Origin of the sequence: Paragemmobacter ruber (assembly GCF_009908315.1) — a bacterium.
GTDB classification, from domain to species: Bacteria; Pseudomonadota; Alphaproteobacteria; order Rhodobacterales; family Rhodobacteraceae; genus Paragemmobacter; species Paragemmobacter ruber.
The window spans coordinates 554,477-579,611 of sequence record NZ_JAAATW010000002.1 but is presented as its reverse complement, the minus strand read 5'-3'; the positions used below and the strand labels follow the sequence as shown (position 1 = coordinate 579,611).

24 protein-coding genes and 1 riboswitch are annotated in these 25,135 nt (G+C 67.5%); of the genes, 10 read left to right on the top strand and 14 right to left on the bottom strand.

The window, feature by feature from the left end:
* Window positions 1-4: 4 nt before the first annotated feature.
* Together GU920_RS11180 and GU920_RS11175 are read right to left on the bottom strand one after the other, a co-directional pair.
* Window positions 5-478, bottom strand: coding sequence for a DUF6446 family protein (locus GU920_RS11180; protein ID WP_161767088.1), 474 nt, complete (start codon window positions 476-478; stop codon window positions 5-7).
* On the bottom strand, window positions 475-1,419 hold the full coding sequence (locus tag GU920_RS11175) for a glycine--tRNA ligase subunit alpha (protein WP_161767087.1): 945 nt from the start codon (window positions 1,417-1,419) through the stop codon (window positions 475-477). The genes GU920_RS11180 and GU920_RS11175 overlap by 4 nt, the downstream gene beginning before the upstream one ends.
* A gap of 209 nt (window positions 1,420-1,628) precedes the next feature.
* On the opposite strand from GU920_RS11175, the gene GU920_RS11170 reads away from it, so the two are divergent.
* Window positions 1,629-3,449, top strand: a complete 1,821-nt coding sequence (locus GU920_RS11170) for a serine protease (protein ID WP_161767086.1) — start codon at window positions 1,629-1,631, stop codon at window positions 3,447-3,449.
* Here the strand turns inward: GU920_RS11170 and GU920_RS11165 are convergent, their stop codons facing one another.
* The 4 genes from GU920_RS11165 to metZ all read right to left on the bottom strand — a co-directional run bounded on the left by GU920_RS11165 (window position 3,450) and on the right by metZ (window position 9,044).
* A complete protein-coding gene (locus tag GU920_RS11165; protein WP_161767085.1) occupies window positions 3,450-4,898 on the bottom strand; it encodes a TrkH family potassium uptake protein in 1,449 nt (482 codons plus the stop codon).
* A gap of 48 nt (window positions 4,899-4,946) precedes the next feature.
* Window positions 4,947-6,395 carry a TrkH family potassium uptake protein gene (locus GU920_RS11160; protein WP_161767084.1) on the bottom strand — a complete coding sequence of 483 codons (1,449 nt, stop codon included), beginning with the start codon at window positions 6,393-6,395 and terminating at the stop codon, window positions 4,947-4,949.
* Between the two features lie 160 nt (window positions 6,396-6,555).
* Window positions 6,556-7,647, bottom strand: a complete 1,092-nt coding sequence (folE2, locus tag GU920_RS11155; RefSeq protein ID WP_161767083.1) for a GTP cyclohydrolase FolE2 — start codon at window positions 7,645-7,647, stop codon at window positions 6,556-6,558.
* Window positions 7,648-7,859: 212 nt separating this feature from the next.
* The gene (metZ, locus tag GU920_RS11150) at window positions 7,860-9,044 is read right to left on the bottom strand and encodes an O-succinylhomoserine sulfhydrylase (protein ID WP_161767082.1); all 1,185 of its coding nucleotides are present in this window, start codon (window positions 9,042-9,044) and stop codon (window positions 7,860-7,862) included.
* Window positions 9,045-9,094: 50 nt separating this feature from the next.
* Window positions 9,095-9,172, bottom strand: a riboswitch (SAM riboswitch).
* A 165-nt stretch (window positions 9,173-9,337) separates the two neighbouring features.
* Between metZ and GU920_RS11145 the strand changes: the two genes are divergently transcribed.
* Window positions 9,338-10,039, top strand: a complete 702-nt coding sequence (locus GU920_RS11145) for a glutathione S-transferase N-terminal domain-containing protein (RefSeq protein ID WP_161767081.1) — start codon at window positions 9,338-9,340, stop codon at window positions 10,037-10,039.
* A 229-nt stretch (window positions 10,040-10,268) separates the two neighbouring features.
* Entirely contained in the window at window positions 10,269-10,475 is a 207-nt protein-coding gene (locus GU920_RS11140) for a cold-shock protein (RefSeq protein WP_161767080.1), read from the top strand.
* Between the two features lie 146 nt (window positions 10,476-10,621).
* On the opposite strand, the gene GU920_RS11135 is transcribed toward GU920_RS11140, so the two are convergent.
* The 4 genes from GU920_RS11135 to GU920_RS11120 form a co-directional block, all read right to left on the bottom strand.
* Window positions 10,622-11,239 carry an inner membrane-spanning protein YciB gene (locus GU920_RS11135; protein ID WP_161767079.1) on the bottom strand — a complete coding sequence of 206 codons (618 nt, stop codon included), beginning with the start codon at window positions 11,237-11,239 and terminating at the stop codon, window positions 10,622-10,624.
* A gap of 25 nt (window positions 11,240-11,264) precedes the next feature.
* On the bottom strand, window positions 11,265-12,167 hold the full coding sequence (locus GU920_RS11130) for an EamA family transporter (protein WP_161767078.1): 903 nt from the start codon (window positions 12,165-12,167) through the stop codon (window positions 11,265-11,267).
* Window positions 12,168-12,172: 5 nt separating this feature from the next.
* On the bottom strand, window positions 12,173-13,276 hold the full coding sequence (gene ftsY, locus GU920_RS11125; protein ID WP_161767077.1) for a signal recognition particle-docking protein FtsY: 1,104 nt from the start codon (window positions 13,274-13,276) through the stop codon (window positions 12,173-12,175).
* Between the two features lie 142 nt (window positions 13,277-13,418).
* Window positions 13,419-13,985 carry a hypothetical protein gene (locus GU920_RS11120; protein WP_161767076.1) on the bottom strand — a complete coding sequence of 189 codons (567 nt, stop codon included), beginning with the start codon at window positions 13,983-13,985 and terminating at the stop codon, window positions 13,419-13,421.
* A 1,197-nt stretch (window positions 13,986-15,182) separates the two neighbouring features.
* On the opposite strand from GU920_RS11120, the gene GU920_RS11115 reads away from it, so the two are divergent.
* Complete coding sequence (locus GU920_RS11115; RefSeq protein ID WP_161767075.1) at window positions 15,183-16,211, top strand: alkane 1-monooxygenase; 1,029 nt, start codon at window positions 15,183-15,185, stop codon at window positions 16,209-16,211.
* Window positions 16,212-16,264: 53 nt separating this feature from the next.
* Window positions 16,265-16,681, top strand: coding sequence for a hypothetical protein (locus GU920_RS11110; RefSeq protein ID WP_161767074.1), 417 nt, complete (start codon window positions 16,265-16,267; stop codon window positions 16,679-16,681).
* A 110-nt stretch (window positions 16,682-16,791) separates the two neighbouring features.
* On the opposite strand, the gene xseA is transcribed toward GU920_RS11110, so the two are convergent.
* A complete protein-coding gene (xseA, locus tag GU920_RS11105) occupies window positions 16,792-18,351 on the bottom strand; it encodes an exodeoxyribonuclease VII large subunit (protein ID WP_161767073.1) in 1,560 nt (519 codons plus the stop codon).
* A 253-nt stretch (window positions 18,352-18,604) separates the two neighbouring features.
* On the opposite strand from xseA, the gene purD reads away from it, so the two are divergent.
* Window positions 18,605-19,867: a phosphoribosylamine--glycine ligase gene (gene purD, locus GU920_RS11100; RefSeq protein ID WP_161767072.1), complete on the top strand. Its 1,263-nt coding sequence runs from the start codon at window positions 18,605-18,607 to the stop codon at window positions 19,865-19,867.
* Here purD and GU920_RS11095 read toward each other — a convergent pair.
* Window positions 19,864-20,946 carry a PA0069 family radical SAM protein gene (locus tag GU920_RS11095; protein WP_161767071.1) on the bottom strand — a complete coding sequence of 361 codons (1,083 nt, stop codon included), beginning with the start codon at window positions 20,944-20,946 and terminating at the stop codon, window positions 19,864-19,866. The two genes, purD and GU920_RS11095, sit on opposite strands and share 4 nt — an antisense overlap.
* Window positions 20,947-21,105: 159 nt before the next feature.
* On the opposite strand from GU920_RS11095, the gene GU920_RS11090 reads away from it, so the two are divergent.
* The 4 genes from GU920_RS11090 to GU920_RS11075 all read left to right on the top strand — a co-directional run bounded on the left by GU920_RS11090 (window position 21,106) and on the right by GU920_RS11075 (window position 23,189).
* Window positions 21,106-21,804 (top strand): corrinoid protein, encoded by a 699-nt coding sequence (locus GU920_RS11090; RefSeq protein WP_161767070.1) that lies wholly within the window; start codon window positions 21,106-21,108, stop codon window positions 21,802-21,804.
* Between the two features lie 140 nt (window positions 21,805-21,944).
* On the top strand, window positions 21,945-22,103 hold the full coding sequence (locus GU920_RS11085; RefSeq protein WP_161767069.1) for a hypothetical protein: 159 nt from the start codon (window positions 21,945-21,947) through the stop codon (window positions 22,101-22,103).
* Complete coding sequence (locus GU920_RS11080) at window positions 22,094-22,762, top strand: DUF1638 domain-containing protein (RefSeq protein WP_161767068.1); 669 nt, start codon at window positions 22,094-22,096, stop codon at window positions 22,760-22,762. The genes GU920_RS11085 and GU920_RS11080 overlap by 10 nt, the downstream gene beginning before the upstream one ends.
* Window positions 22,763-22,805: 43 nt before the next feature.
* A complete protein-coding gene (locus GU920_RS11075) occupies window positions 22,806-23,189 on the top strand; it encodes an SgcJ/EcaC family oxidoreductase (RefSeq protein ID WP_161767067.1) in 384 nt (127 codons plus the stop codon).
* Here GU920_RS11075 and GU920_RS11070 read toward each other — a convergent pair.
* Entirely contained in the window at window positions 23,186-23,341 is a 156-nt protein-coding gene (locus GU920_RS11070; RefSeq protein ID WP_161767066.1) for a DUF3563 domain-containing protein, read from the bottom strand. The genes GU920_RS11075 and GU920_RS11070 overlap by 4 nt on opposite strands.
* Before the next feature lie 136 nt (window positions 23,342-23,477).
* Window positions 23,478-25,124, bottom strand: coding sequence for a DNA repair protein RecN (gene recN / locus GU920_RS11065; protein WP_161767065.1), 1,647 nt, complete (start codon window positions 25,122-25,124; stop codon window positions 23,478-23,480).
* Window positions 25,125-25,135: the final 11 nt, after the last annotated feature.

Below are 25,135 nucleotides of genomic sequence, written 5' to 3'. Positions count from 1 at the left end.
GGTGTCACTCGCTCGCCGAGGCGTTCAACTGGTGCCAGGCAAAGGCCCGGCCATCGGGAAAGACCGCAACCACGCGGTCCACGCCGGGGTGGATATTGGCTTCCGACAGGAAGGGGATCGCCTCGCCGCGCTCGATCGCGGTGCCGATGGCCTGCGCGTCGAAACAGTCGAACCAGCCGGGCGCGACATTCGGCACGGCACCGGGGTAGATCTGATAGGTCTCGGTCAGCATGGCTTGGGTCATCGGCGTGCGGAAACAGGCGCGGAACCGGATGGGAGAGCTTTCGCTGTCGATCCCGCGCACCTCTTCGGCGATGATCGGCTCAGGCTGGCCGCCTTCGATCAGCGTCAGGCGAATCTCCTCGCCCGGCACGAAGGCCGCCTCCTCGTAGAAGGCATAGACCTGCAGCCACCACATCGCGACACCTGCAACCGCCCCGATCAGCACGATGCCACCCCCGACGATCTTGCCATTCACGCCACAGCTCCCCCGCCCGCGCCACCCCCGGCGGCAGTGGTCACGAAGGCATCGGCGCATTTCTTGGCCAAGGCCCGCACCCGCCCGATATAGGCCTGCCGTTCGGTGACCGAGATCACGCCGCGCGCATCCAAAAGGTTGAACAGATGGCTCGCCTTTATGCACTGGTCATAGGCCGGGTGCGCCATCACGATGCTCTTGGCCGCTTTGGGATCCTCGGGATCAAAGGCCAGCAGCCGCTCGCACTCGGCTTCCGCATCCTTGAAATGCTGAAACAGCATCTCGGTCGTGGCGCCGTCAAAGTTGTGGCGGCTGTATTCCTCTTCCGTCTGGCGGAAGATGTCGCCATAGGTCAGCGGGATGGGCGATTGCGGATCGTTGAAGGGCATCTCCATCACATGGTCGATCCCCAGCACATACATCGCCAGCCGCTCCAGCCCGTAGGTCAGCTCGCCCGAAACCGGGCGGCAATCATGCCCGCCCACCTGCTGGAAATAGGTGAACTGGCTCACCTCCATCCCGTCGCACCACACTTCCCAGCCAAGGCCCCACGCCCCCAGCGTCGGGCTTTCCCAGTCATCCTCGACAAAGCGGATGTCATGCAGCATCGGGTCCAGCCCGATCGCCCGCAGCGACCCCAGATACAGATCCTGCAGATCGGGGGGCGAGGGTTTGATGATCACCTGATACTGATAGTAGTGCTGCAGGCGGTTGGGGTTCTCGCCATAGCGGCCATCGGTCGGACGGCGCGACGGCTGCACATAGGCCGCGGCCCAAGCGTTCGGCCCCAGCGCGCGCAGCGTGGTGGCCGGGTGGAAGGTGCCTGCACCCACCTCCATGTCATAGGGTTGCAGCACGGCACAGCCCTTGGCGCCCCAATAAGCCTGCAGGCGCAGGATGATCTCCTGAAAACTGCGGGGAAGGGGTGCGCTGTCAGTCATGGCCCGAACCTCTTGAAAACCGCCCTCTCCATAGGCAACGGGCGGCATGGGGTCAATGCCGGCAGGCCGGGCCAGACCGACGCAGGCCATCCGTGCGGCCACCCGCCACCGCTGCCTCTCGGGTCAGCAGGTGGGCCAGCAGGTAGGGGTGTGCATCCCCGGCACGCTCTGCTAGTCTCCGCCCCTGAAACGATTATGGAATTCCCGGAATGCTGCGTCTGGTCCTTGCCTGCCTTGTTACCATTGCCCTTGGTCCGAACCTCCTGTCCCCTACCCCCGCCGCAGCCCAGCAATCCGAACCCCAAGTCTGGATCCAGATCGAGGCCAAGCCCAACCTGACCGAGGCCGAGGAACGCGCCGCCGCCTGGCAGACGATGTTCGATGATGTCCAAGGCTACCGCGTTGGCTCTGGCTGGCATGTCATCGCGCTTGGCCCCTTCACCCGCCCGGATGCCGAGGCGCGGCTGACCAGCCTCCGGCGCGAAAACCTTGTCCCGCGCGACAGCTTCATCACCGATGGACGCGGCTTTCAGGCCAGCTTCTGGCCCGTCGGCACCCCGCTGAGCGAAGACGCCGCGACCGAAGACGCCACAACCGACGGGACAGCAACCGACGGGGCCGCGGCAGCACAAACCGCCCCCACCCCCGACGCGACTCCCGAAGCAACCGCCGAGACCACCCCCCTGCCCGTGATCCCGGATGAAACCCCCGATCAGGCCCGCGCGTCGGAATCCCTCCTGTCCCAGTCAGAGCGTGAACTTCTGCAAACCGCGCTGAAATGGTTCGGCTTCTACGACAGCGGCATCGACGGCGCTTTCGGCCGTGGGACCCGCGCCTCCATGGCCGCATGGCAAGAGGCGATGGGCTATGAGGCGACGGGGATCCTGACCACCTTCCAGCGCGATACGCTGGTGGCCAATTATCAGGCCGAACAGGCCGCGCTCGGCCTTGCCACCGTCACCGAACCCGAAGCCGGGATCGAGGTGACGCTGCCCACCGCGCTGGTCGCCTTCGATCATTACGAACCGCCCTTCGTCCATTATGTGGCCAAGGACGGCAGCGACGCGCTGCGCATCACGCTCATCAGCCAGCCAGGCGATCAGTCGGCGCTTTATGGTCTTTACGACATGCTCCAGACGCTGGAGATCATGCCGATGACCGGCCCGCGCGAACGCGGCGAACGTAGCTTCACCCTGCGCGGGGAAAGCGCCACCGTCACGTCGGCCGCCTATGCCGAACTGTCGCGCGGCCTGATCAAGGGCTGGATTGTGACATGGAACCCTGCCGCCGATCTGCCCATCGACCGCATCCTTCCCGCCATCGAGGCCAGCTTCCGCCCCGTGGGCGACCGCGCGCTTGATCCCGGGATCGTGCCGATGGATGGCGCCACCAAGGCGGGCCTCCTGTCGGGGCTCGAGGTGCGCAAGCCCCGCCTCACCCGCTCGGGCTTTTTCATTGATGCGCAGGGCCGCGTGCTGACCTCGGCCGATGCCGTGGCGCAATGCGGGCGCATCACGCTGGACGCCGGGACCGAGGCGACCGTCACCTTCACCGATCCCACGGGCGGCATCGCGCTGATCACGCCCACCACGCCCATCAGCCCGCCCGCCACCGCCGAATTCCAGCTCGGCCCCGATCGGATCGGCGCCGAGATCGCCGTCGCGGGCTACAGCTATGGCGATGCCCTGCCTGCCCCCGTCCTGACCTTCGGCACGCTTGAGGCGACCGAAGGCCTGGCCGGCGAGCAGGGGGTCAAACGGCTTGCCCTCACCGCCCTGCCCGGCGATGCGGGCGGCCCGGTGGTGGACAATACTGGCGCCGTGCTGGGCCTTCTCTTGCCCGCCGCCTCCGATCCCGCCCGCATCCTGCCCGAAGGCGTGGCCTTCGCCGCCACCGGCCCCGCCATCGCCGCCACCCTGCAGGCGCAGGGCGTCACGCTGGCGCAGGCGGCCCGCCAGGGCGCCCTCCCGCCCGAGGATCTGGCGCGGGCCGCCGCCCGGATGACGGTGCTCGTTTCCTGCTGGGAGTGATCAGGTCCGCCAGAACCGCGGCAGCAGGATCACGAAGACGGCCATAAGCTCCAGCCGTCCCAGCAGCATACCGAAGATCATCACCCACTTGGCCGCATCGGGAAAGGCCCCCAGCGCCCCCGTGGGCGCGACCTCGGGGCCAAAGGCGGGGCCCACATTGGCAATCGCCGTCCATGCGGCGGTGACCGCCGTCTTGAATTCCAGCCCCGTCAGCGCCAGCGCCACCGAAAGCAGCCCGAAGCTCAGCATGAACAGGGTAAAAAAGGAAATCACCGCGTTCAGCACATCGTCATCCACCGCCCGCCCGTCATAGCGCAGCGTGTGCACGGCATTGGGCGCGAACAGGCGGCGCAGTTGCAGCTTCACCGCCTCGATCAGGATCAGGTAGCGGAACACCTTGACCGAACAGCCCGTCGATGACGTGCAGCCCCCGATCAACCCGGTGATGAACAGGATGACAAAGGGAAAGGCCCCCCATCCGGCAAGGTCGGCGCTGGTGAACCCGGTGCCCGAAAAGACCGACACCACGTTGAAGGTCGTCTCACGCAGCACCACCTCCAGCGGCAGGTCATGCGTCAGCATCTCATAGGCCACGATCGCCCCGATGGCATAGGCGTTCCAGCGCAGATAGGCCCGCACCTGCCGGTCGCGCCACAGCGGCACCCATTCCCCCTGCCAGGCCTGGATGAAGCGGATGAAGGGCAGGCTTCCGGCCAGCATGAACACCACCGCCACATATTCCAGCACGCCCGAGAATTTCGCGAATGACTGGTCCGACGATGAAAATCCGCCCGTCGACACGGTCGACAGCGCATGCACCACCGCCTCGAACCCGGTCATCCCCAGCGCCGCATAGGCCACCGCGCAGGCCACCGTCAGCACCACATAGATCTGCACCAGCGCCGATGAGATATCCAGGGCGCGCGGCAGCACCTTGCCCAGCGTGTCAAACCCCTCCGACCGGAAGAACTGCATCCCCCCCACCTTCATCACCGGCAGGAACAGCATCGCCACGATCACGATCCCAAGGCCGCCCAGCCAGTGCAGCATCGCCCGCCACAGGTTCGCCCCCTGCGGCAGGGCGTCCAACCCCACGATCATCGTGGCCCCGGTCGTGGTCAGCCCCGATGTCGCCTCGAAGATCGCATCCAGCCAGCCCAACCCCGGCGCGCCCAGCACAAGGGGCAGCGCGCCAAAGAAACAGGCCGCGACCCAGGCGAAGACGGTCAGAAGAAAGATCTGCTGCAAGGTCAGCCCGCGCGCCAGCGCATTGGCCGTGGCCAGCGCCACCGCCCCGCCCGCGATCACGCACAGCACCCCCGATTTCAGGAAGGCCCGCCAGTTCGGATCCCCCGCCAGCCAGTCCAGCGCCATCGGGAAAACCATCGCCACGCCCAGCGCAACGATCACCAGTCCGATGACATGGGCGACAGGTCTGACATCAATCATCGCGCGTGAAACTGGGCTGACCGCCCGCCCGTGTCAACCGCCCGCCCCTCAGCGCTGCCAGAAGCGCGGCAGCACCAGCACGAAGATCGCCAACAGGCCAAGCCGCCCCATCAGCATGGCCAGCGTCATGATCCACTTCGCCGCATCGGGGAAATCGACAAAGGTCCCCGTCCGTTCCACCAAGGGGCCAAAGCCATAGCCGATATTGCCCAGCGCCGTCCAAACCGCGAACAGCGACGAGGTGATATCCACCCCCGTCAGCGTCATCGCCACCGTCAGCACGCCCAGCGTCAAGACATATCCGCCCACATACAGGATCAGCGCGTCCATCACGTCAGGCTCCACCGTGCGGCCGTCATATTTCACCGGCGCCACCCGCCCCGGCAGGATGATCCGTCGCACCTGCTGCACCAGCGCCGCCCAGACAAGCTGCGCCCGGAACACCGTCAGCCCGGCCGCGCTCGATCCCGAACAGGCCCCGATCACCCCGATCAGAAAGGCCACCACCAGCATATAGCCGCCCCAGACCGGGAAAGACCCCGAAAAGAACCCGGTCGAAGACATGATCGAGGTCAGGTTGAACAGGCTTTCGCGGAACACAGCCTCGAACGCCATGTCCGATGTCCACCATTGCCACAGCGTGACCGTCCCCACCGACAGCCCCAGCACCTTCACATAGGCGCGGATCTGGCTGTCCTGCCACAGCGGGCGGCTGTCGCCGTTCACAAGCTGCACATACCGCACATAAGGCAGGCTGCCGAGGAACATGAACAGCGCCCCGAAATACTCCCCCGCCCCGGCATAGGGGTTGAAAGACGCATCGCGCGGGGAAAACCCGCCCGTCGCAATCGCCGCAATCGCATGCACCGTGGCATCCAGCGCCGTCATCCCGATGGCCGAAAAGGTCAGCCCCGCCACCACGATCAGCCCCAGATAGACCCCCAGCAACTGCTGGGCGATATCCGTCGCCCGCGGCAGCGCCTTGCCAAAGGTGTCGAACCCTTCCGTGCGGAAGAACTGCATCCCCCCCACCCGCATCACGGGCAGAAAGATCATCGCCACGAAGGCGATCCCCAATCCCCCTGCCCCGTTCAACAGGCCCCGCCACAGGTTCATGCCCGCAGGCAGCGTGTCCAGCCCATAGATCACCGTGGCGCCCGTGGTGGTGATGCCCGACACCGCCTCGAAATAGGCCTCGGTGAAATGCAACCCCGGCGCGCCCAGCATGAAGGGCAGCGCGCCAAAGCCCGGCACCCCGAACCAGATCACCGCCGTCAGAAGATAGGCCTGCCGGATGTCGAAGGCCCCGCCCATCCCGTTCTGCGTGGCCATGGCGATGGCCCCGCCGATCCCCCCGCTCACCAGCGCAGAGACCACAAAGGCCTGCGCATTGCGGTCCCCCGCGCTCCAATCCACGATGGCGGGGGCCAGCATCAGGATCGCCAGAACGATCAGGATGCGCCCGAAGACATAGGCGATGGGCCGGAAATCAACCACGACATGCCTTGGCTACATGCTTGCCCTGCGGGAATACCACGCGCGCGGCACAAGGCAAGCCCACCCTCTCCATTCCCCCCACCGCCGCGGCCCCCCGCATCAGCGCAAAAGCACAAGGCCCGGCGCAAGCCGGGCCTTCCCTCACCACATCAGCCGGGCATCAGCCCACGTGGTACAGCGTCTGGAACAGCCGCGGATCAAGGCTTTCCGCCGCGAAGGTCGGCCCTTCGGTCAGCACGCTCACGGCATCATGGCTGTGCAGGCTTTCCTGATGGCTGGCCACGATGCGGAAATCGCCGATCCGCCCGTCACCCTTCAACGCCTGGCAGAAAGACCGCGCCGCATCTTCCACAAAGATCGGGTTCGCGGCGTTCAGCTCGGCAAAGGCCTGCTCATCCTCGCGCTTCACCATCACCTGCGTCTCGGTCGGCACCGCCGCGCGCGCCAGATCAATCAGATCCTCGAACCACAGCCGCTTGCCAGGGCGAACCTCAACCGAAATCCGCGCCACCGACCGCTGCGAATGGGGCGTCGCCAGTTGCCCCCGCGTGCGGCGGGCATGTTCCGACAGTTCCAGCGAGCAGGGGCAGGTGGACGAATAGACGAAATCCAGATGCATGATCTTCTTGCGCACCCCGGCCACATCCACCAGTTCCAGCGCGATGTCGTAATACTGCCAGCCGGAAAGACCCGACCGCAGGGATTCAATCTTCACCGGGAAAGAGAACCGCATCTGGATGCGCGCATCAAAGCTTTCCAGATCGCGCTTGTAATCCTCCAGCGCGTTCTCGATCACGGCAAAGCTGAAATCCCGCTCGGCATGGCCATAGAAGGACCGCATGATCCGGCTCATGTTGATGCCCTTCTTTTCCGCCTCAAGGCTGACGGTGCCGGTCACGCTGGTCTCCAGCATCACCTCGCCATTGTCGCGGGTGCGATAGCGGATGGGCAGGCGGAAGTTTGAAATCCCCACATGCTGGATCAGCGCCTTCTCGCCCCGGATCAGGCTGGCCGGGCCGTTCTGCAGATCGGGAAGCGACTCCTTGTAATCCGCATCCACCGCGAAATCCTCAGGGTAGGCGCGGCTCAGGGCCGGATACCCCTCGCCGGGCAGAAGATACCCCACGGCGGAATCCAGACGCGCGATCTCGGCATCGGTCGCCTTGCCTGCCCAGCGGCGCAGGATGGCCAGCGCTGCCTCAGCCTCTTCGCGCGACGGCTGGCGGTCGAGTTCGGGGGTATGGATGTTCATGTGAAGTGCCTTTCGGTTCAGGCCGCGCCCCAAGGGCCGCCGTCAATGTCATCAGGTATACGCCGGACAGGGCCGCCCGGATCACCCGGCCCCGCCCTGCGACGCGGCCGCCTTGACGCCCAATATAGGGTGCCACCCCTCACATAGGAATGACACGCGCCGCTGCAATTGCGCGCAAATCCGACATGCCGCCCGCCGTCAAGCGGGCGCCGTCACCCCTGCGCCGCCGCGAGGGCCTGCCGCAGATCGGCGATCACATCTTCGGCATCTTCCAGCCCGACCGACAGCCGGATCAGCCCCGGCGTGATCCCCAGCGCGTCCTTCTGCTCCTGCGGCAGGCGCTGATGGGTGGTGGTCGCGGGATGGGTGGCGATGGTCTTGGCATCGCCCAGATTGTTGGAAATCTTGGCAATCTCCAGCGCGTTCATGAAACGGAACGCGGCCTCCTTCCCGCCCTTGACCTCAAAGGTCACCAGCGTCCCGCCCGATCCCATCTGCGCCATGGCCAGCGCGTGCTGCGGATGGCTCTCCAGCCCCGGATAGATCACGCGCGACACGCGGTCATCCCCCTCCAGCGCCCGCGCCACCTGCAAGGCCGCCTCCGCCATCGCCCGGCAGCGCAGATCCAGCGTCGCCATCCCGTTCAGATGCATCCAAGCGGTGAACGGGCTCATCGACCCGCCCGTGTGCTTCATATAGGGTTCCAGCACCTTGCGGATCCACTCCGTCGACCCGCAGACCACGCCGCCCAGCGCGCGCCCCTGCCCGTCGATGTGCTTGGTGGTCGAATAGACCACCACATCCGCCCCCTGCTCCACCGCGCGCGAAAAGATCGGCGTGGCAAAGACATTGTCCACGATCACAACCGCACCCACTGCATGGGCAATCTCAGAAACCGCGCGGATATCCACCAGTTCCAGCGTCGGGTTCGACATAGATTCGAAGAACACCGCCTTCGTCCCCGGCACCACGGCGGCCCGCCACTGGTCCAGATCGGCCCCGTCCACGAAGGTCACCTTCACGCCATAGCGCGTCAGCACCTCTTCCAGAATGTACAGGCAAGATCCGAACAGCGCGCGGGAACTCACCACGTGATCCCCCGCCCGCAGCATCGCGGTCAGCGCCCCGTTCACCGCCGCCATCCCGCTGGCGGTGGCAAAGGCATCCTCCGTCCCCTCCAGCGCGGCGATCCGCTCCTCGAACATCCGGGTGGTGGGGTTGCCATAGCGGGCATAGATGAACTCATCCTCCCCCGCCTTCACGAAGCGCGCCTCGGCGCTCTCGGCGCTGTCATAGGCGAACCCTTGGGTCAGGAAGATCGCCTCCGCCATCTCGCCATACTGGCTGCGGCGGCTTCCCTCATGCACCAGCTTCGTGCGCGTCTTCCACTCGGTCATCGTCTGCGGCCCCCGGCCAAGAAAAAGCCCCGGCAAACCCAGAGGTGCCGGGGCGAAATCCCCTCACCTCTTTAGCGGCTTGTTTAACGTGGCCCGCAATCCGGTAACAAAGCGCCACATCCGCCCGATACGCCCCTCGACGCCAAAGGTCAACGCCCAGTAACGGCCCAGTAGCCAGCCCGTCGCCAGCCCATCCCCACGTTGCACCAGCGCACAGGAGTGTGGCGCATTTTGCGCCTTGTTCTGCCCCGCCCCAGCCGCAACATTCTCAAAAGCACAGAACAGGAGCCGCCATGACCGCCCCCATTGACCTGCATTACTGGCCCACCCCCAACGGCAAGAAGATCACCATCGCGCTCGAGGAAATGGGCCTGCCTTACACCGTCCACTACGTCAACATCGGCGCGGGCGACCAGTTCAAGCCGGAATTCCTCGCCATCGCGCCGAACAACCGGATGCCCGCCATCACCGATCCCGAAGGCCCCGACGGCGCCCCCATCTCGCTCTTCGAATCCGGCGCGATCCTGCAATACCTCGCGCGCAAGACGGGCAAGTTCGGCGGATCGAACGCCCGCGAACAGGCCGCGGTGGAACAATGGCTGATGTGGCAGATGGGCGGCGTCGGCCCCATGGCGGGACAGGCGCATCACTTCCTGACCTATGCCCCGTCGATGGACCCGCCGCATGACCTGCCCTACGCCAAGGACCGCTACCGCCGCGAGGTGGGCCGGCTTTACGGCGTGCTCGACAAGCAGTTGGCCAAGACGCGCTACGCCGCAGGCGATTTCCTCTCCATCGCCGATTTCGCGATCTGGCCTTGGGCGATGGGCTGGCAGGGCCAGCAGCAGACGCTGGACGACAAGCCCAATTTCAAGCGCTGGCTCGACGAACTCGCCGCCCGCCCCGCCTTCGAGAAGGGTTCCGCCGTGGGCGCAGAGATGCGCAACAACAACACGACCGACCGCAAGGCGCAGGAAATCCTGTTCAAGCGCTGAGCGACAGGTGCCCCAAAAAATACACGGAAGGGCGGCACGAAAGCGCCGCCCTTCTGCCACGCGGGGACGAATTCCCTTGCTATCCCCCGGCAAAGGGCGCATGGGTTGCAGGCTTTATTCGATCTTTCGACCTTCTGTCTTCCCTCGGGCTGTCAGACGCGACCTTGACACGACCCTGAGCCAAGCCACCGCACCCTGCGGGTGGCACACCAAGACAGGAGATCTCACGATGGCCAACGGCACCGTGAAATGGTTCAACGCAACCAAAGGCTTCGGCTTCATCGCCCCGGAAGGCGGCAAGAAGGACGTGTTCGTCCACATCACCGCGCTGGAGCGCGCAGGCCTGCGCGGCCTGAATGACGGCCAGGCCGTCACCTTCGATCTGGAAACCGATCGCCAGGGCCGCGAATCCGCAACGAACCTCGCCCTGGCCTGAGCCTCGGCACAGGATGCGGAAAGGGCGGCCCTCGGGCCGCCCTTTTTCATTGCCCCACTGAGCGCCGCGTCAAGCGACGCCCCGTAGGATGGGCTGCCACCGCGCCGCGACGCCGCGGCGCGGTGGTGGCCCATCCTACCCGAGCCTCACTCCTTCTTCTCGTCCTCGGTCCCGTAGCGCGCCAGCAGCCCGCCTTGCGTCATGAAGAAGACGAACAAAGCCGCCGTCAGCCCGAAGGTCTTGAAATTCACCCAAGCTTCGGTGGACATCAGCCGCCACACCGCCTCATTGGCCACCGCCAGCGCAAAGAAGAACGCGCACAGCCGCCGGGTCAGGATCATCCACCCCTCTGGCCGCAGCGCCAGCGCCTCTTCCATCACCAGCCGCAGATAGCTCTGCCCGCGCAACAGGCCAAAGCCCAGCACCGCCCCGAACAGCAGATAGATCATCGTGGGCTTCATCTTGAAGAACCGCTCGTCATTCAGCCAGACCGACATGCCCCCGAACAGCACCACCAGCACCACCGTGGCCACCTGCATCTTCGACAGCTTGCCCGACAGCCACCACATCAGCCCCGTCGTCACCAGCATCAGCGGGATGAACAGCGCCGTCACCACGATGAAGCCGTCATACTCCGTGCCACCGATGCTGAAGACGCGGTCCTTCAGCATCACATAGCCCGCGAAGAACAGCGCCACCGGCCCCAGTTCCAGCGCCAGCTTCAGCCCAGGGTTCACCTTCTTTTCCGGCGTCCTGTCGGTCATGGCCTCTTTCCGTCCTTTTCCTGTCCTACCCGATCTGCACCAGGATCGCCCCCAGCGCAATCAGCCCCATCAGCGCAGCCCGCAGCGCGCCCACCTTTTCGCCCAACACCGCCCAGCCGATCAGCGCGGCAAAGACGGTGGAAGTCTCGCGCAGCGCGGCCACTTCGCCCACCCGGCCCAGCCGCGTGGCCAGCATCACGCCGCCAAAGCTGACAAAGGCCACCAAGGCCCCCACCACCCCCCGCAGGATCAGGGGCCGCAGGGGCGGCAGCACGGCCCGCCCCCGCATCAGCCGCGCGGCCATGAGCATGGGGAAATCCACCGCCGTGATCAGGAAGAACCACGCAAGAAACGTGAACGGATCCGGCGTCAGCCGGATGCCCCAGGCATCATATGTGGTATAGACCGCCACCAGCAGCCCCCCCGCCAGCGCCCAGCCAAGCCCCGCCCGCAGCGCCGCACGTCCAATGCGCACGCCGCGCAGGTTCACCCCCGCCAGCAGCAGGATCGCACCTGACAGCAGCGCCACGCCCCCCCATTGCACCGCGCCATACCCCTCGCCCAGAAACAGCGCCGCAAAGGCCAGCGTCGCGAGGGGGCCCGTCCCCCGCACCACCGGATAGACCACGGTATAGGCCGCCCGCTCATAGGCCAGCGCCATGGTCAGCTTGTAGGCGAAATGGATGCCCAGCGCCCCCAGCAGTACCAGCCATTCAAACCCCTGCGGCCAAGGCACGGCAAACAGCGCCACGGGAAGGCTGAACAGAATGATCCAGATGTCGATCGACGCCCGCGACAGCCACGGGTCATGCTGCCCCTTCTGCAAGGCCCCGAACACCGCATGCGCCATGGCCGAGGTCAGCGCCAAGCCCATCGCCAGCGACATCCCGGCAGGCGTTCCGGCGATGGACAAAAGCCAGTCCGTCACGGCTCCTAGGCGTCCAAGCCCACCAGCGCGCGCGCGAAATCCTCGGGGTCAAAGGGCGCCAGATCGTCGATCTGCTCGCCCACGCCGATGGCATGGATGGGCAGCCCGAACCGATCCGCCAGCGCCACCAGCACACCGCCCTTGGCCGTGCCGTCGAGCTTGGTCATCACCAGCCCGGTCACATCCGCGATCTTGCGGAAGATCTCGACCTGGGACAGCGCATTCTGCCCCGTCGTCGCATCCAGCACCAAGAGCGTGTTATGCGGCGCGGTCGCATCCACCTTGCGGATCACCCGCACGATCTTGGCCAGTTCCTCCATCAGGTCGGCCCGGTTCTGCAACCGCCCCGCCGTGTCGATCAGCAGCAGGTCCGCCCCCTGCGCCTGCGCCTGTGTCAGCGCGTCAAAGGCAAGACTCGCGGGATCAGATCCTTCCGGCGCCGTCAGCACCGGCACGCCCGCCCGGGTGCCCCAGATCTGCAACTGCTCCACCGCCGCCGCACGGAACGTGTCACCCGCGGCAATCACCACCGATTTCCCCGCCGCCTTGAACTGGCTGGCCAGCTTGCCGATCGTCGTGGTCTTGCCCGATCCGTTCACCCCCACCACCAGCACCACCTGCGGGCGCTTGGGGTAGATCGGCAGGGGCCGCGCCACGGGCTCCATTATCCGCGCCACCTCGCCCGCCAGCGCGGCCTTCAACTCGGCGGTCGAAATGCGCCGACCGAACCGCCCCTCCGCGATGTTGGCGGTCACCCGGACGGCGGTCTCCACACCCATGTCGGCCTGAATGAGAACCTCTTCAAGGCTCTCCAGCATCGCATCATCGACCAGCCGCCGCGGCTCTTCCGCCGCCGTGCCACCCCCGAAGATCCGCCCCAGAAGGCCGGGCTTCGGCGCCTCTGCTGCGGTCGGCGCCGCGGGGGAAGGCGCAGAGGGCGGCGCAGGGACGGAAGGAAGGGCGGAAGCAGGGGCAGGCCCGGAGGAAGACGCCGAGGAAGACGCATCTGCGCCCCCGCTCTCCGCGTCCCCGACCAGCGCCTCCAGACCCTCGCCGATCTTGTCCGAAGACCGGAACATCCGGTCGCGCAGTTTCTTGAAGAAGGACATGCCGCCCCTTTCCGCCGATGGCCTTGCCCGTCACCTAATCCCTTACGCGCAGGAACGGAAGCGCGCGCCGCAGCCTGCCCTCCAAATTCCTGCTAAGCAAATGCCTGCCCTCCGGCGTCCTGCCAACCATAGCCCGCCGCCGTCAGGGGACCGACGCCGCCAGATCGTCATAGCCCGGGTCCTCGCCCCATGCGAATTCCGCCAGCAGGTCCACGATCCTCCAATCCACCTCTATCGGGGCATCGTGCAAGCGGGACAGGTGGCAGTAGCGATCCTCATTCACGAATTCCAGCTGGAAGGAACCGGTATCGACAACGTCACCCTTCTCTGCCGTCGCGCCACAAATGCCGATCTCTGCCACAACCGACCGCAGCCTTGCCGTCTCTGCTTCCGTCAAGGTCCGCTCCCCACCCCGACGCCGCTGCATCTTGCCCCACATGTTCATCTGCCGCGCCTCGAACCGGAAAACAGGGGCACGCCCATCCGCATGGCTGACGATCACATATGTCTCGTCGGTGGGCACATCGACAAACCCGGAATTGACTTGCACCCGCAACAGCCGCCCCCCGGGGTCCAGCCCCCCGGGCAAGTGGAACGCTCTCAGGGGTGATGACCTGTCCATGGCAAAGACCGGCTTGCCCCTCTCCAACGTCTCCGCAGCCCAGCCGACACCCGCCGACACAAGCCACAGCAGAAAAATTCGCCACATGCCCCACCCCCTCTCCGCCGCGCTCTCCGCGTCCCCGACCAGCGCCTCCAGACCCTAGCCGATCTTGTCCGAAGACCGGAACATCCGGTCGCGCAGTGTCTTGAAAAAGGACATGTTCTTGAAAAGGGACATACCGCCCCTTTCCGCCAGTGGCCGTCTTTGTCACCCAATCCCTTATGGGCGTGAACGGAAGCGGGGCCGCAGCCTGCCTGCAAAATTCCTGCCCCGCACAGCCTCCCCCACAGCCCCACTGCCGAAAGCCCCGCCCCTTCCGGGCAGGGACAGCATGGCCCGCCCCCCGCACCACAGGCAAATTCCGCGGGGCAGTCCGGGATCCGCAAAAACCTCCCCTGTCCCCGCATCCCACAGGGGGGCAGAGGTCGCGAAACCAACCCAGCGTCGCGCCCGACGCGGGGATCAAACCGGGGGCGATCACGCCGGCCACCCCGGCCACCGGCCTGCAAACACCGATCCCGGATGGCGCCGATCCCCGCCCTTCCGTCCCACCTCCGATCAGGCTCCCCGCATTGGCCTCTCACCTGCGCATCGCGCCGCGAAGCGAGATTGGGACACACACCCATCCGCCGGACTTGCGATCACGGGGGCCAAATCCATGTGCACGTCCCCATGCCCGGCACAGCGTTACGCTCGCAAAACCCAGCCCCCTGTTCCAACCCGCAAGGCAAATGCCAGACCCTCGAACGCAAGGCTCTCAGGCGCCCGCCTCCGATCCCGGCCAAAGACCGGCACGCCCCCGTCCTGCCTCTTTGCCGCCCCGCCCAAGCGCAGGGACCAGACCCGCGAGAGAATCCGTCGCCACATGCCACGCCCTGCGCCCTGCACCGCCCCATGGATCACAACACCCCGCCCATGACACCCAACCCCTGCCCCGGCCATCACCCCGACACGGCCACCATTTGGGCGGCGCCCCGCCCGCCCCTGCAACGGCACCCGTCTTCCCAGATGCGCCCGCCCCCATCTTGCAAACGCCTCACCCGTGCCTGCCTGTCCCACACCCTTCCACCCGAACGCGCCCGCCTTCGCGACCGCCCTTTCACCTTGGCCCAAATACCCATGCGCCGCCCGACACCCCGCCCCCCCGCCGCGCCCCTGCGACAAAGGCACCCCGGTGACGCCTCCCCTCCCCGGTGCTATCTTCCCCGTGTCATGAGTAGCCCTGCCCGTTCCCCCCTTCCCATGGCCGCCTTCGCGGCGGCCACCCTTGCCCCCGTCGCGCTCATCGCGCTCGGACTCGCGATGGGCGGCCTGTGGCTCTGGGCGGGCCTTGCCTACATGGCGCTCCTCTCCGCGCTCCTCGACCAGCTTCTGCCGCTGGTCGAAAGCGACGCATCCGAAGGGGCCGAGTTTCCCGCCGCCGACAGCCTCCTTGTCCTTCTGGCCTTCCTCGCCCTCGCCCTGCCGCCGCTCGCCATACTCGGCGCCACCGGCACCACCCTCAGCCCCGCCGAAAAGATTGCCCTCATCGCCGCCACCGGCCTCTGGCTCGGCCAGATCGCCCACCCTGCGGCGCATGAGCTGATCCACCGCCCCGCCCGCCGCCATGTCAGGCTAGGCATCTGGGTCTATGCTTGGATGCTGATCGGTCACCACGCCTCCAGCCATCGCCTTGTCCACCACCGCCATGTCGCCACGCCGCTGGACCCGGCCACCGCGCGCCGTGGCACAGGCTTCTGGCGCTATCTCCCCCGCGCCTCGATCGGGGCCTTCCGGGCGGGGCTTGCCGCCGAAACCGACCTGCGCCGCCGCAAGGCGCAGCCCGGCCCGCACCCTTATGCGCTCTATGCAGGCATCGCCGCCGCCGCCCTCGCCCTCGCGGCCCTGATCGGCGGCTGGAGCGGGGTCCTTCTGTGGCTCATCCTCGCCGCCCATGCCCAGATCCAGATCCATCTGTCCGATTATGTGCAGCATTACGGCCTGACCCGCGCCACCGGGCCGGATGGCAGACCCGAACCCGTGAACGCCCGGCACTCGTGGAACACCGCGCACTGGTTTTCCTCCGCCCTCCTCCTCAACGCCCCGCGCCATTCCGACCATCACGCCCATCCCGCCCGGCCCTACCCCGCCCTGCGCCTGCCCGACGATGCCCCGCGCCTGCCCTGGCCCCTGCCGGTCGCCTGCACGCTCGCGCTCATCCCGCCGCTCTGGCGCCGCCTGATGAAACCCCACCTCGCCCGGCTCACCACCCCGCCCCCCACCGCGACGTGACTCGCCAAACCGCCCGCGCTCTGGCATGGTCCCCCCGCCTGATCGGAGCCACCATGCGCCTTGCCACCCTCTCCCTCTGCCTTGCCCTCGTGACCCCCGCCCTTGCGCAAGAGGCCACGCCCATCGCCGACGCCCCGATGACGGCCACCGAATTCGAGGCCTACGCCACCGGCAAGACCCTCTCCTTCGCGCAGGACGGTGTGGTCTGGGGGTCCGAACAATACCTGCCCGGGCGCCGCGTCATCTGGGCCTTCACCGAAGACGAATGTCAGTACGGCCACTGGTTCGAAGATCAGGGCAACATCTGCTTTCTCTACGACAACGACCCCGAGGCACAGTGCTGGCGCTTCTTCCGCGAAGCGGGCGGCCTGCGCGCCATCTTCATGGGCGCCGATGGCGGAACCGCCCTGTCCGAGGTGGCGCAAAGCACCACGCCGCTCAACTGCCCCGGCCCCGACATCGGCGCCTGACGGATCCGACCGCGATCCCCCGCGCCTGACCCGGCGCCTTCCCCAACCCGTCGCGCCACGGGTGCGAAGCCCGGATGTCCCGGGTCATTCCCGGGACAGGATCGCATCGCTCAGAACAGGCTGCCCTGTTCTGGCCCCTCGCCCGACTTCCGCGCCCGCGCCCGCCCGCCCAGCAGCAGCCGGCCGTCCGCGAATTCGATCTCCAGCGCGCCCGCGCGCTCGGCCCCGGCCTTGGTCGTGACCACCGCCCCGTCGCCCCGCACCACGGCATAGCCGCGCCGCAGCGTCTCGGCATAGCCAAGCGTGGCCCGCGTACGGTCCAGCGCCTCCAGCCGCTGCGCCAGCCGTTCCAGACGCGCCGCAGGCGCCGCGTCCAGCCGCAGCCCCAGCGCCTCCAGCCGCGCCCGTCCGTCGCGCGATGACCGTTCCGCCCCGGCGATCATCCGGGCCAGCGCGGGCGACAACCGCTCGCCCAGAACCTCCACCCGGGCCGCGACGCGTTCGCGCCGCCGCTCCAGTGCGATCTCCATCCCCCGCGCGCGCTCGGCCAGATCGCGCCGCCGATGCGCCACCAATCCCAGCAGCAACTCCGGCCGCACCAGCCCGGCCCGCGCCTCGAACACCTGCCGCTTGCGCGCGGCCGCCATCCCCAGCGCGGCCCCCAGCCGCCCCCCCCACAGATCCAGCCGCTGCGCCGCCCCTTGCGTCAAGGCCTCCGCCCGCGGCAGCGCGCGTGCCAGATCGCGCAGCCGCTGCCCGCGCAAACCCACACCCGCCACCGCCGCCCGCACTGCCCGCGCGCCCAACCCATCGACCGCCGCCAGCAGTTCCAGCCGCACCGGCACCGCCATCTCCGCGGCCGCAGTGGGCGTGGGCGCGCGCCGGTCGGCGGCAAAGTCGATCAGCGTCGTATCCGTCTCATGCCCCACGGCAGAGATCAGCGGGATGCGCGACGCCGCCGCCGCGCGCACCACGATCTCCTCGTTGAACCCCCACAGGTCTTCCAGCGACCCGCCGCCGCGCGCCACGATGATCAGGTCCGGGCGCGGCACCGGCCCGCCCGGTTCGATCGCGTTGAACCCCCGGATCGCGGCGGCCACCTGCGGCGCGCAATCCTGCCCCTGCACGGCGACGGGCCAGATCAGCACATGGCGCGGAAAGCGATCGCGCAGGCGGTGCAGGATATCGCGGATCACCGCACCGCTGGGTGATGTGACCACCCCGATCACCCCCGGCAGGAACGGGATCGCCTTCTTGCGCGCGGCATCGAACAGCCCCTCCGCCGCCAGCGCCGCCCGCCGCTTCTCCAGCATCGCCATCAGCGCGCCCGCCCCGGCAGGTGCCACATCCTCGACGATCAGCTGATACTTGGACTGCCCCGGAAAGGTCGTCATCCGCCCTGTGGCGACCACTTCCATCCCTTCTTCCGGGCGCACCTGCATCCGCGCCAACTGCCCCTTCCAGGAGATCGCGGCAATCACGCTGCGGTCATCCTTCAGATCGAAATACAGATGCCCCGAGGCCGGCCGCGACACCCGCCCCACCTCGCCCCGCACGCGCACCAGACCGAATTCCCCCTCGATCACCCGCTTCACCGCGCCGGACAACTCCGACACGGTGTATTCCGGCTGATTGCCCTGCGGGGCCGGGGCGTCCTCAAAGAGGTCCATGCGCATCTCCCTTGCTTGCACGGCAGATTAAGCCGCGCCCCCGACAACGAAAACCCGAAAGCGATTTCTGTCGCAGAAATCGCAGCGGAATTTGGCGTAAATTCCGCCCCCCCACCGCGCGCCCTTCACGCCCGATTTCTGCGTGCAGAAATCGCCGCGAAATCTGCGTCAGATTTCGCCCCCCGCCCACCACCTCGCTTGCGCCCAACGCCCCCCGCCCCTATAGCCCAGCCATCAGCAGGGGTCGCAGCACATGAACATCCTCATCCTCGGCTCCGGTGGCCGCGAACATGCCCTCGCCTGGGCGGTCAAGCAGAACCCCAAGACCGACCGCCTGATCGTGGCCCCCGGCAATGCGGGCATCGCCCAGCTTGCCGAATGTGCCGATATCGACATCCTGTCAGGCCAGGCCGTCGTCACCTTCTGCGAAGAAAACGCCATCGACTTCGTCATCGTCGGCCCCGAGGCCCCCCTCGCCGCAGGCGTGGCCGATGCCACCCGCGCCGCCGGCCTCCTCACCTTCGGCCCCTCGGCGGCAGCAGCAAAGCTCGAAGCGTCCAAGGCCTTCACCAAGGAAATCTGCGACGCCTGCGCCGCCCCGACGGCGGCCTATGCCCGCTTCACCGAGGCCGCCCCCGCCCGCGCCTATGTCACCGCCCAAGGCGCCCCCATCGTCATCAAGGCTGACGGCCTCGCCGCAGGCAAGGGCGTTATCGTCGCCATGACGCTGGACGAGGCCCTCGCCGCCATCGACGACATGTTCGGCGGCGAGTTCGGCGCGGCAGGCGCCGAAGTGGTGATCGAAGAATTCATGCAGGGCGAAGAGGCCTCCTTCTTCATCCTCACCGATGGCACCCACGCCCTGCCCATCGGCACTGCACAGGATCACAAGCGGGTGGGCGATGGCGACACCGGCCCGAATACGGGCGGCATGGGCGCCTATTCCCCCGCCCCCGTCCTGACCGATGCCATCGCCCAGCGCGCAATGGACGAAATCGTCCTGCCCACCATCCGCGAAATGGCCCGGCGCGGCACGCCCTATCAGGGCGTCCTCTATGCCGGGCTGATGATCGAACAGGGCCGCGCCCGGCTGGTGGAATACAACGCCCGCTTCGGCGATCCCGAATGTCAGGTGCTCATGATGCGCCTCGGGGCGCAGGCGCTCGACCTGCTTCTCGCCTGCGCCGAAGGCCGCCTCGATCAGGCGCGCGTGAACTGGGCCGATGATCACGCCCTCACCGTCGTCATGGCCACCAAGGGCTATCCCGGCCGCTACAGCAAAGGCTCCGCCATCCGCGGCCTCGACGCCCTGCCCGAAACCTCGTCCCAGATGGTCTTCCACGCCGGCACCACCGCCCGCGACGGTCAGATCACCGCCACCGGGGGCCGCGTCCTGAACGTCACCGCCCGCGGCGCGACCCTGGCCGAGGCTCAGGCGCGCGCCTATGCCATTGTCGATGCCATCGACTGGCCCGAAGGCTTCTGCCGCCGCGATATCGGCTGGCGCGCGCTCTAGAACAGCCGCAACTGATCCCCCGGCAACACCGGGGGCCGGAACAGATCACAACGCAGCGGAGGCAAAGCCTGCGCCAACCCCAGCCGGGCCACCACCCTGTCGAACCGCTGCGCGATCAGGCGCGCAAACAGCCCCTCGCCCCGCATCCGCTTGCCCCATTCGGCATCGTAATCCTTGCCACCCCGCGCTTCGCGCACCCGCGCCATCACCTTGGCGGCCCGCCCCGGCTCTGCCGCCGCCAGCCATTCGCGCCACAACCCCGCCACCTCCAGCGGCAACCGCAGCATGATCCATGACGCCCCGACCGCCCCCGCATCCCGCGCCGCCGCCAGAATCGCCTCCATCTCGTGATCCGTCAGCCCCGGAATCACCGGCGACACCATCACCCGCACCGGCACCCCCGCCGCCGCCAGCCGCCGGATCACCTCCAGCCGCCGCGCGGGCAGCGCGGCGCGCGGCTCCATCCGCCGCGCGAGACCCGCATCCAGCGTGGTGACCGACACCCCCACCCTGAGCAGCCCCTTCGCCGCCATCGGCGCCAGCAGGTCCAGATCCCGCTCGATCAGCGTCCCCTTTGTGGTGATCGCCAGCGGATGATCGCAGCCCGCCAAGACCTCCACCACCTCGCGCATCACGCGCCACTCGGCCTCGCAGGGCTGGTAGGGATCGGTATTCGTCCCGATCGCCACGGTCGCGCAGCGATACCCCTTCGCCCGCAACTCCCGCGCCAGCACCGCCCCGATGCCGGGCCGCGCGATCAGCTTCGTCTCGAAATCCAGCCCCGGCGACAGGTTCAGATAGGCATGGCTCGGCCGCGCAAAACAATAGACGCAGCCATGCTCGCACCCCCGATAGGGGTTCACCGACCGGTCAAAGGGCAGATCGGGCGAACGGTTCCAACTCAAGGCCGACCGCGCCCGCTCCACCCGCACCTCCGTGCGGACCAGCCGCGCCTCCCCCGGCCCCCACCCATCGTCAAAGCCCGCCACCCCATGCGCCTCGAACCGCCCTGCCGCATTCGACAGCACCCCCCGCGCCCGCACCCGACGCCCCGGCAACACCCCATCGGCCTTTTCCATGCCGCCAAACTAGAACATAACATGAACAAATGTCACGCCCCTTTCACCCGCGACCCCTTGCTGTCGGCTTTCATTCGGGGCATGTCGCTAACCGATAAGTCTGCATGCCGCTTTCGGATCATGCAGAATGCGAACCTCTACCCCAAAGGGACCGCCACCATGGCCGACGAAGACGAGATCATCCTGTCCGAGCTTTCCGATGACGAGCTTGTCCTGCAGATGCATGACGACCTCTACGACGGTCTGAAGGAAGAGATCGAGGAAGGCGTCAACATCCTCATCGAACGCGGCTGGACCCCCTATGACGTGCTCACCAAGGCGCTCGTCGCCGGGATGACCATCGTCGGCGCCGACTTCCGCGACGGGATCCTTTTCGTGCCCGAAGTGCTGCTCGCCGCCAACGCGATGAAGGCCGGCATGGCCATCCTCAAGCCGCTCCTCGTGGAAACCGGCGCCCCGCGCATGGGCAAGATGGTCATCGGCACCGTGAAGGGCGACATCCACGACATAGGCAAGAACCTCGTCGCCATGATGATGGAAGGCGCAGGCTTCGAAGTGCTCGACCTTGGCATCAACAACTCGGTCGAAAAATACATCGAGGCGCTGGAAGCCGAAAAACCCGACATCCTCGGCATGTCCGCGCTGCTGACCACCACCATGCCCTACATGAAAGTCGTCATCGACACGATGAAGGAAAAGGGCCTGCGCGACGATTACATCGTCCTCGTCGGCGGCGCCCCGCTGAACGAAGAATTCGGCCGCGCCATCGGCGCCGATGCCTATTGCCGCGATGCCGCCGTGGCGGTGGAAACCGCCAAGCAGTTCGTCGCCCGCAAGCACAACCAGATCAGCGCCTGACGCTGCCTTCTCCCTCCCCCGGTCACGGGGGAGGGTCGGGGAGGGGGTGACAGGGCTTCTGCCCCCGCATCACCCTTCCGCGACCAACCCTTGGCTTTCCCGCCGCATCGCGCCATCTTGATCGGGAAAGGACGCTGCCCATGATGCCGCTCACCCATTTCCTTGCCCTCATCGCCTTCGTCATCGCCGCCGCGGGTCTGACGATCGGCGTGGCCGTCTGGGCCGATCTGCCCCTCGTCGCGCTGGGTCTTGCCGCCCTCGCCGGCAGCCTGATCCTCGGCGCGCGGCAATGGCGCTAGGCCCCGCCACACTCGACGACGAAACCCTCACCGAACAGGGCCTCGCCCTCACGGCGCAAGACATGGCATCGGGACGCGTGCTGCTCATCGCCTGTGGCGCGCTGGCCCATGAAATCGTGGCGCTGAAGCGGATGAACGGCTGGGATCACCTCGATCTGCAATGCCTGCCCGCCAATCTCCACCTCTGGCCTGACCGCATCCCCGCCGCCGTAGCGGCCGCCGTCACCCAGCACCGCGCGAATTACGACCGTCTCTTCATCGTCTACGCCGATTGCGGCACAGGCGGGCTTTTGCAGGAAAAGTGCAATGAACTGGGCGTCGAGATGATCGAAGGCCCCCATTGTTATTCGTTTTTTGAAGGCAACGCCGCTTTCGCCGCGCTCGCCGAAACCGAATTCACCGCCTTCTACCTGACCGATTTCCTCGTCCGCCAGTTCGATGCCTTCGTCTGGCGGCCCATGGGGCTCGACCGCCATCCCGAACTGCGCGACATGTATTTCGGCCATTACACCAAGCTCGTCTATCAGGCCCAGACCGACGATCCCGCGCTGGATGCCAAGGCGCAGGATTGCGCCGCCCGCCTCGGCCTCGCCTATGAGCGGAGAGTGACCGGTTATGGCGATCTCGCCCCCGCCCTCGCCCGCGTCGCTGGCGCCTGACGCGCGCCTCCCCTATCCTGCCGTCCAAAGCAGGACGCCCCCGATGACCCCCGAAGATTTCCCCCGCGCCTTCGCCTCCGCCTTCGCTGCGCAGGATGCCCCCGCCCTCGCCGCGCTCCTGCATGACGAGGCCGATCTCATCACCCCGACCGGCCAATATGCCGAAGGCCGCACCGCCATCGAGTCCGCGCTCGCGGCCGAATTCGCAGGTGTGTTCCGCGCCGCGCGTCTGGTGAAGGGAAAGCTGCGCCTCCGGCCGCTCGGCCCCGGCGCCGCGCTGGTCACCCAGCGCTATGTGGTGACCGGCGCGCAAAACGAAAGCGGGGCAGAATTGCCCCGCTGTGCCCTTGTGCTGACTGCAACCCTCGCCGCCACGCCCCAAGGCTGGCAGGCGCTGGCCGCCCAGCTGTCGCTTCTGGCCGATTAGCCGTCAAAGCGCCGGAACAGGCCGCGATCAATCTGCCGCTGGCGGAACTCAAGGTCCACGCGGTTGGACGCGCCGTTCAGATATTCCCGCTCCAGCTCAGCCGCCGTGGGGATGTGGAAGGCGCGGATGAACTCTTTCACACGTTCAAACATTTTCGTTTCCTTTCTGCCGATGCCCGGAAGATAGGATGCCGCAGCGCAGCATAGTAGTGCCGCAACTGCGAAAGCAGCCATGCGCTCAGATCATGCCTTGTCGCCTAAAATCATGGCACAGCCTGCCGTCGCCTGCTCAGGCCGACAGCAGCGCCCGCGCCGCCTGCCGCGCCGCATCCGTGACCGTATCCCCGGCCAGCATGCGCGCCACCTCTTCCACCCGGTCCGCCGCCGAAAGCGCCGTCACCGTCGACAGGGTCACATCCCCCGCTACCCGCTTCTCCACCCGCCAATGCGACGCCCCCAGCGCCGCCACCTGCGGCGAATGGGTCACGACCAGCACCTGACAGCCCTCCGCCAGCGCCTTCAACCGCCGCCCCACCGCATCCGCCGTGGCCCCGCCCACGCCCCGGTCGATCTCGTCAAAGATCATGGTCAGCCCCGGCGCATCGCCCGTCAGGCACACCTTCAGCGCCAGCAGGAACCGGCTCAATTCCCCGCCCGAAGCGATCCGGTTCAGCGGCCCCGACGGCGCGCCCGGGTTGGTCGCCACGGTAAAGGTCACCGCATCCACCCCCTCGGGTCCCGGCTCGCCCGGCCCGACCTCGGTCGCAAACACCGCGCGCTCCATCTTCAACGGCGCCAGTTCCGCCGCCATCGCCGCATCCAGCCGCCCCGCCGCCGCGCGCCGCGCCGCCGTCAGCCGCGCCGCTTCCGCCGCGAAGGCCGCCTCCGCCTGGACCACCGCCTTGGCCTTGGCCGCGATCCCCGCGGCACCGCTGTCCAGCGCCGCCAGCCGCACCCGCAAGTCCCCGGCGAACCCGCCCAGATCATCGGGCAAAACCCCATGCTTGCGCGCCAGCGCCCGGATCGCGAAAAGCCGCTCCTCGATGGCCTCCAACTCCGACGGGTTGAAATCCAGCGCCGCGAGGCACTCCTCCACCCCCTGCTGCGCCTCGCCCAACTCGATCAGCGCCCGGTCCAGCGCCGCCAGCGCCCCCTCCAGCCGCCCCTCCGCGCGCTCTGCCGCCCCGTCCAGCCAGCGGGCAGCGTCCCGCATCAACCCTTCCGCCCCCTGATCCGACAGCGCCTGATGCGCCCGCGCGATATCGGCGCGGATCTTCTCCGCGCCCTGCATCATGCGGCGGCGGGCATCCAGGCTCGCCTCCTCGCCCGGGGCGGGGTTCAGCTTGTCCAACTCGGCCACCGCATGGCGCAGGAAATCCTCTTCCTTCCGCGCCGCCGCCAGCGCGGCCTCTGCCTCTGCCAGATCGGCCCGTGCCGCCGCCTGCGCCCGCCACGCCGCACGCGCCGCCGTCCCATCAACCCCCGCAAAGGCATCCAGCAGCGCCCGATGCCCGCGCGGGTTCAACAGCCCACGGTCATCATGCTGTCCGTGCAATTCCACCAGCGTCTCCGACAGGTCCCGCAGCACCTCGCCCGACACGCGCCGATCATTGACCCAGGCCGTCTTGCGCCCGTCCACCGTGTTGACGCGCCGCAGGATGACCTCGCCCTCCTCCACCTCGATCCCGGCCTCTGCCAGAACCGCGCGGCCCGGATGGCCCACCGGCAGATCGAACACCGCCGTCACGCTGCCCTGCGCCGCGCCCTGCCGCACCAGTTCCGCCCGGCCCCGCCAGCCCAGCACGAATCCCAGCGCATCCAGCAGGATCGACTTGCCCGCCCCGGTCTCGCCGGTCAGCACGTTCAGACCCGGCCGGAACTCAAGGTCCAGCCGGTCGATGATCAGAACATCCCGGATTTCCAGCGTCCGCAGCACCGGCCTGCCGT